The 7,575-nt window shown below is 62.2% G+C and carries 5 protein-coding genes and 1 riboswitch; of the genes, 3 read left to right on the top strand and 2 right to left on the bottom strand.

Annotated elements, in window-relative coordinates; genetic code table 11:
* Window positions 1–244 precede the first annotated feature (244 nt).
* A riboswitch (cobalamin riboswitch) is annotated at window positions 245–427 on the top strand.
* 75 nt (window positions 428–502) lie between these two features.
* Window positions 503–643, top strand: coding sequence for a modified peptide precursor CbpA (gene cbpA, locus CWS72_RS17805; RefSeq protein ID WP_241911790.1), 141 nt, complete (start codon window positions 503–505; stop codon window positions 641–643).
* Entirely contained in the window at window positions 640–2,037 is a 1,398-nt protein-coding gene (gene cbpB / locus CWS72_RS17800) for a peptide-modifying radical SAM enzyme CbpB (RefSeq protein ID WP_101251975.1), read from the top strand. The genes cbpA and cbpB overlap by 4 nt, the downstream gene beginning before the upstream one ends.
* A gap of 535 nt (window positions 2,038–2,572) precedes the next feature.
* Here the strand turns inward: cbpB and uvrA are convergent.
* Window positions 2,573–5,413 carry an excinuclease ABC subunit UvrA gene (gene uvrA / locus CWS72_RS17795; protein WP_101251974.1) on the bottom strand — a complete coding sequence of 947 codons (2,841 nt, stop codon included), beginning with the start codon at window positions 5,411–5,413 and terminating at the stop codon, window positions 2,573–2,575.
* 143 nt (window positions 5,414–5,556) lie between these two features.
* The gene (locus tag CWS72_RS17790; protein ID WP_158240706.1) at window positions 5,557–6,771 is read right to left on the bottom strand and encodes an ABC transporter substrate-binding protein; all 1,215 of its coding nucleotides are present in this window, start codon (window positions 6,769–6,771) and stop codon (window positions 5,557–5,559) included.
* Between the two features lie 269 nt (window positions 6,772–7,040).
* On the opposite strand from CWS72_RS17790, the gene ssb reads away from it, so the two are divergent.
* The gene (ssb, locus tag CWS72_RS17785) at window positions 7,041–7,556 is read left to right on the top strand and encodes a single-stranded DNA-binding protein (RefSeq protein WP_101251972.1); all 516 of its coding nucleotides are present in this window, start codon (window positions 7,041–7,043) and stop codon (window positions 7,554–7,556) included.
* The last annotated feature ends 19 nt before the right edge of the window (window positions 7,557–7,575 follow it).

Genomic DNA, 7,575 nt, shown 5'->3' with positions numbered 1-7,575 from the left:
CCCGCACAATCACTGTGTACGCTTCGCGGCCGCCGTCACCGACGACCCCGCAACACTCGTTACCAGGCGGGCGCTACCCCTTACCTGGGCCGGACTTCCACCGGCCGGATCACGCCAGCTTTCCTGACGCACCGCTCAGCGCGCCATCGCGGCGAGAATTGCTTTCGGAAGAACAGATTCGCGCGCGTTCACCCGATTGCCCTGGAGGGGGCAACGGACTGACTTGACAGATGGGGGCCTTTGATCTTATCCAGGATCATCCAGTATCCCGGAACACGGTGCAATTCCGTGGCGGTCCCGCCGCTGTAATCGGGGACGTCGGCGACAAGGCGATGAGCCAGCCACTGGTGGGGACCACTCCACCGGGAAGGTGTCGAGCGACGGTTGATCCGAGAGCCAGAAGACCTGCTGGATCTGATGAACCGGGGGCGAAATCCGATGGAAAGGGTTTCGGTCAAGCATAGCGCTTGGTCGACGTCCCCTTTGTGCATCGGAGGTTACGTTGAACCAGTCCACTAAAATCGAAGTCAAGGATCCTCAGGCCTCTTCCCGGCCTGAGATCATCGCCGTCCGCAAGACCTGCGACGCGGAAGGTACCGGTTTGTCCCATTACGTGCTGATGGACAAGCAGGTGAAACAATGACGGTGCAGACGCACCCGTCGGCGAAGGGGGAGCCCGCGAGGGCTCCTCTTTCTTCCCTGCAGCCGGTCGATATCGGTCATTCCACCCATGTCGCCCTGGTCGACGCCGACACCGCCTTTTGGGGTCTGGTCCGCAAGGACAGGGCGGAGGAATTGCAGAAGGGCGGCGAGCTTGCCGCGGCGTTCCGACAAAGCCGCGATGACTTCGCCGGCGAAATGGACTTGCTGCGCTTTCGCCTGAAACCGTCGGCCGTCTATTTCAATCCGACCGAACGCTGTAACCTCAATTGCGGTTATTGCTACATCCCCGAGGAGATGCGTCGTTCCGGAACGCATATGAGCAAGGAAACGCTGCTCAATTCATTGGAGACGCTGCATCGCTATTTTCGCGGCCACATGCCCGAGGAACGTTTGCCCCAGGTGATCTTTCACGGCGCCGAACCCCTGCTGGCCAGGGAGGCGGTGTTCGCCGGAATCGAGGCTTTCGGCGATCGTTTCCGCTTTGGCGTGCAGACCAATGCCACCATGCTGGACGATTCCGCCATCGCTTTCCTGACCGGCCACGGCGTCGGCATCGGTTTATCCCTTGACGGTCCGGTACCCGAAATCGCCGACCGCACGCGCCGGCGCTGGAGCGGCGAGGGGGTTTTCTCCGCCGTGGTCAGCGCCATCGACCGGTTGAAGGGTTATCCCGGGTTCAACGTGATCTGCACGATGACCGAGGAAAACCTGCCCCATCTGACCGATATGGTGTCCTTCCTGCATGAGCGGCATGTGCCGGCCTGCATGCTGAACGTCACCCGCTGCACTCAACCAAGGGCGCGCGACTTGCGCGGCAGCGACGAGGATGTGTCGGCGGCCTTCCTGAAGGCCTTGCGCCATACCCACGCGCTTTATCGTGAAACCGGGCGGAAACTGGTGGTGGCCAACTTCGCCAACATCCTGATCGCCATCCTGGCTCCCACGGCCAGGCGCCTGATGTGCGACATCTCGCCTTGCGGCGGCGGACGCAGCTTCTTCGCCCTGGCCGCCAACGGCGATTTGTTTCCCTGCAGCGAATTCATCGGCCTGCCGGAGTTCAACGGCGGCAACCTGTTCCGCCAGCCGATCGACGAGGTCTTGAAAACGCCGGCCTTCCGCAAGGTCATCGAACGCAAGGTCGAGGACATCAAGGGCTGCGACACCTGCCTGATCCGCCATTTCTGCGGTTCGCCCTGTCCGGCGGAAGCCCATGAGATGAACGGCGGCATGAAGGAGAAGGGGGCCTTCTGCAAATTCTACGAGGAACAGGTGGCCTTCGCCTTCCGGTTGATCGCCGATGGCATCCACGAAGACTTCCTGTGGGACGGCTGGGACGAGGGCACCAAGACGACCTGTGCCATCGGAGCGGCGTAGGATCCCAATTTCAGCTAAAGTATTCCCTCTCCCCTTGTGGGAGAGGGCATTCACACATCTCGACTTTGCCGGGGAGAAATGCCGTCGTTCGCGAGCCTTCAGGCGAAGCAATCCAGCCCTTCCGGCGGCCTGGATTGCTTCGTCGCTCCGCTCCTCGCAATGAGTAACAGGGGCAAAAGGGCGGGCACGCAGGTGCAGCAAAACTCGAAATCGTCATGCCCGGCCTTGTGCCGGGTATCCACGCCGTGCAACCTCTCAGGCTTGAACGGTTTAAAAAAATCATGTTAATTCAATAGACTGACCTCAATGGAAGCGCCTGTGCCATCCCCCGGCGTGGATGGCCGGGACAAGCCCGGCCATGACGAAACTGATAATTGCTGCACCTGCGTGCCCGCCCTTTTGCCCCTCTTACCGCAATGACGCTTAATATGTTGATAAGACGACAAAATTAGCGATGTGTGAATCCTCTAGCCCGCAAAGCGGGCGGGGGTTAAGTTAGCGCCTGGGCCTTAGAGTCGGTGCCACTCTGAAGATTTCAGGCTCGTTTCAGGGCTTTCGACAGATAGGGTTTCAGATATTGCCCGGTGTAGCTTTCGGACACGCCGGCGATCTTTTCCGGCGTCCCTGTGGCCACGATATGGCCGCCGTTGGTGCCGCCTTCCGGGCCGAGGTCGATCAGCCAGTCGGCCGTCTTGATGACTTCCAGATTGTGTTCGATGACCAGCACCGTATTGCCGGCGTCGACGAGGGTGTGCAGGACTTCCAGCAGTTTCTTGACATCTTCGAAATGCAGGCCCGTCGTCGGCTCATCGAGGATATAGAGAGTGCCGCCGGTGGCTTTGCGCGCCAGTTCCTTGGCCAGCTTGACACGCTGGGCCTCGCCGCCGGACAGGGTGGTGGCCTGCTGCCCCAGATGGATGTAGCCGAGCCCCACCCGTTTCAAGGTTTCCATCTTGTCGCGGATGGCCGGCACCGCCTTGAAGAAGGTGGCCGCTTCTTCCACCGTCATATCAAGAACATCGGCGATGTTCTTGCCTTTAAAGGTAATATCCAGGGTTTCGCGATTGTAGCGCTTGCCCTTGCAGACGTCGCACTGGACATAGACGTCGGGCAGAAAATGCATCTCGATCTTGATGACGCCGTCGCCCTGGCAGGCTTCGCAGCGGCCACCCTTGACGTTGAAGCTGAACCGGCCGGCCTTGTAGCCGCGGGTCTGGGCCTCGGGGAGATTGGTGAACCAGTCGCGGATGGGGGTGAAGGCCCCGGTATAGGTGGCCGGGTTGGAGCGCGGCGTCCGGCCGATCGGCGACTGATCGATATCGACGATCTTGTCGATGTTCTCCAATCCGTCGATCCGTTCATGCGGCGCCGCATGCTCGCGCGCGCCGTTCAGACGGCGCGCCAGGGCCTTGTAGAGCGTCTCGATGACCAGCGTCGACTTGCCGCCGCCCGATACTCCGGTCACGCAAGTGAAGGTGCCCAGCGGGATGCCGACGGTGACGTCCTTGAGATTGTTGCCGCGCGCCTTGACCACCGTCAGGGATTTTCCGTTGCCGGGACGGCGACGGGTCGGCACGGCAACCTCGCGCACGCCGGTCAGATATTGGCCGGTCAGGCTGGCGGGGTTTCGCAGGACCTGCTCCAGGGTACCCTCGGCCACCACCTCGCCGCCATGGATGCCGGCGCCCGGTCCCATATCGATGATGTAATCGGCCGTGCGGATGGCGTCCTCGTCATGTTCGACGACGATCACCGTATTGCCGAGGTCGCGCAGACGGCGCAACGTTGCCAGCAGGCGGTCGTTGTCACGCTGATGCAGGCCGATGGAGGGCTCATCGAGGACGTAAAGCACGCCGGTCAGGCCCGAACCGATCTGCGAGGCCAGCCGGATGCGTTGCGATTCGCCGCCGGACAGGCTGCCCGAATTGCGCGACAGGGTCAGATATTCAAGGCCGACATCATTCAGGAAGCCCAGGCGTTCGTCGATTTCGCGCAGGATCCTCCGGGCGATCTCGCGGCTTTGCGGTTTCAGGTGATCGGACAACGCGGCAAACCAGGAATGCGCCTCGGCGATGGAGAAGTTGCAGACCTGTGAAATATCGAGGCCGTGCAGCTTGACCGCCAGGGCTTCCGGCTTGAGGCGGGCGCCATGGCAGGTCTCGCACGGGGCTGTCACCTGGAAACGCGACAGTTCCTCGCGCACCCAACTGGAATCCGTCTCCTTGAAACGGCGGTCCATGTTGGGAATCACCCCTTCGAACGGTCGTTCGGTCGCGTAGGTGCGCGTGCCGTCCTCGTAATGCATCGGCACGGCTTCCTTGCCCGATCCGTAAAGGATGGCGTGGCGGGCCGGTTCCGGCAGATCGCGGAAGGGGGCGTCGAGGCGGAAATGATAATGCTTGGCCAGGCTTTCCAGGGTCTGCAGATAATATTGCGACGACGACCCGGCCCAAGGCGCGACCGCCCCGGCCCGCAAGGACAGCGTGTCGTCGGGAACGATCAGATCCTCGGCGAAATGCATGGTGACGCCCAGACCGTCGCAGGCCGGGCAGGCGCCGAAGGGATTGTTGAAGGAGAACAGCCGCGGTTCGATCTCGTCGATGGTGAAGCCCGAGACCGGGCAGGCGAATTTGGCCGAGAACAGGGTCCGTTCCCCGGACGAGGCATCCTCGACGAGGCTGATGCCGTTGGCCAGGTCGAGGGCGGTCTCGAAACTGTCGGCCAGACGGGTTTCGATCCCCTCCTTCACCACCAGGCGGTCGACCACCACCTCGATGTCATGCTTGACCTTCTTGTTCAGCGCCGGGACATCGTCGATGTCGTAAAGCTCCCCGTCCACCTTGACCCGCTGGAACCCTTTTTTCTGCAGATCCTGCAGGTCCTTGCGGTATTCGCCCTTGCGTCCGCGAACCACCGGGGCCAGCAGATAGAGGCGGGTGCCTTCCGGCATGGCGAGAACCCGGTCGACCATCTGCGAGACGGTCTGGCTTTCGATGGGCAGGCCGGTGGCCGGCGAATGGGGGATGCCGACGCGGGCGTAGAGCAGGCGCAGATAGTCATAGATCTCGGTCACCGTGCCGACCGTCGAGCGCGGATTCTTCGAGGTGGTCTTCTGTTCGATGGAGATGGCCGGCGACAGGCCCTCGATGAGATCGACGTCGGGTTTGGACATCAATTCGAGGAATTGCCGGGCGTAGGCCGACAGCGATTCGACGTAGCGACGCTGCCCTTCCGCGTAAATGGTATCGAAGGCCAGCGACGATTTTCCCGATCCCGAGAGACCGGTGATCACCACCAACTGATCGCGGGGAATGTCGACGTCGACATTCTTCAAATTATGCTGACGGGCGCCGCGCACGCGGAGAAAGGAGGTCATGGACACTCGCTAAAGACTGAGAACAGAACGGGACCAACCTAGGCTAGATAGGCGTTGCGGAGGACGCGGTCAACCCATTCGATGGCTGACGTCTGACCGCGGTCCCTCCGTGACGATCCCCCCATTCATGGCCGGCGCGGTATTCACGGCTTCGGCGTAAACACCCGTACCGTCTCGAATTTTCCGTCTTGAATCTGCCAATGGGCGAAGCTGCCGGAGACCCCGCCATGGGCGTCGAACCCATAAGGACCGGCGGCGCCGGCATAAGAAATTTTCTTTCCCTGGGCGATCATTTGCTTGGCTTTGGCGAAATCGCCGGGGCCGATGGCCTCGCCGGAGGGGCCGGCGACGTCGCGCAGCGCATCCTTGAGCTTGGCGCCTTCGGTGCTCTTGGCCCTTTCGGCGGCCAGAGCCAGCAGCATGACGCCATCATAGGCACGGTCGACATAAGGGACAGGCGAGGAATCACCGTATTTTCCGGCGTAGATCTTCTGGAAGGCGACGAATCCCTCGGCATCCGGTGCCGGGGCGGCCGTGGCGCCCGACACGCCGTCGAGGAATTGTCCCCCGACGGCCTCGATGAGGGACGGATCCTTAAGACCGTCCGAGAGCAGAAACTTGTTGAACAGGCCGCCGTCGAGGGCCTGTTTCAGCAGGATGGCGCCATTGACCGGATAGCCGATGACCAGCAGGGCCTCGGCCCGTCCGCCGGCCGCCGCTTTGACCTCGCCCCGGCTGCCCGCCTGTTTCGGGTCGAAGGGAACCGCTGCGGTCACCTTGCCGCCCTGCTTGGCGAAGGCTTTGCCGAAGGAGTCGGCCAATCCCTTGCCGTAATCGTTGTCGGGATAGACGACGCCGACCGCGCGATAACTTTTGTCGCGTGCCACCTGGGCCAGGGCGGCCCCTTGCAGCAGATCGGAGGGGGCGAGGCGGAAGATCAGCCCCTTGCCGTCCAGGCTGTCGATGCTGGCGGCGGTCGCCGACGGGGAGACGACCGGCAAGCCGCCGGGTATCGCCACGGTACCGGCGACGGCCAGATAGGCCGCACTGCTCATCGGCCCCAGGAAGGCGTTGACCTTTTCGCTTCCGGCCAGCTTATGCGCGGCCTCGACGGCGCCTTGCGCGTCGCTGCGGTCGTCGGCGATGTTCAAGGCCAGGGGCTGGCCCAGTACGCCACCGGCCGCGTTGATCTGGGCCACCGCCAATTCGGCGGCGTTGCGGGTTGCCGCCCCATAATCCTCCAGGGCGCCGGACAGCGAGAGGATCGCTCCGATCTTCATCGGCGTTGCGGCCATTGCCGGCAAGCCGGCCATGAGAATGCTGCCAAACAGGGCGGCCGCCAAAGGCAACCGGATCATCGCCATTCTTTCCCTCTGCTGATAGTGATGGAGTCTTCTATGAAAAAAGGAGTGTAGGGGCCCTGCCGTTCCGGCGCAACCAGCGGCGGCGCGAGGATTTTGCGGATGACGAGGAAGCGGTGGCGTCATTGATGAAAATGTTCTATTTTTGTTCCCAACACTCCATCGGTGATCGGGTGACGGATAGCGGACGGGACGACGAAAAATAGCTTCCCAGTCCATCACCGGGGGAGATACATTTCGTCCTCTCATTCAAGGAGCGGGGGCCCATGGCCGGTAGCGTCAACAAAGTCATTCTGATCGGAAATCTCGGCCGCGATCCGGAGGTGCGTCATGCCCAGGACGGATCGAAGATCGTCAATCTCAATGTTGCCACTTCGGAAAGCTGGAAGGACCGCAACAGCGGTGAGCGCAAGGAAAAGACCGAATGGCACCGTGTGGTCATCTTCAACGATCGCGTCGCCGACGTGGCGGAGCGGTATCTGAAGAAGGGATCGAAGGTCTATATCGAGGGCGCCTTGCAGACGCGCAAGTGGACCGATCAGTCGGGAGCGGAAAAATACACCACCGAGGTGGTGATCGGAAAATTCAAGGGCGAGCTCACGCTGCTTGACGGCCGTGGCGAAGGCGGCGGCGGCGGCGCCTATGATGGCGGCGGCGAATCCGACTACGGCGCCCAGCCGCGTCAGCCGGCTCCGGCCCGTGCGCCGGCCGGCGGCGGTTCCGGCGCTGCGGGCAGCGGCTGGGACGCGCCCCAGGATCTCGACGACGAGATTCCCTTCTGACCGACTGAAAGACCTATGA

The organism is Telmatospirillum siberiense (assembly GCF_002845745.1).
Lineage (GTDB): Bacteria > Pseudomonadota > Alphaproteobacteria > Rhodospirillales > Magnetospirillaceae > Telmatospirillum > Telmatospirillum siberiense.
The sequence above is the reverse complement of the archived record's forward strand: the minus strand, read 5'-3'. Positions and strand labels throughout refer to the sequence as shown.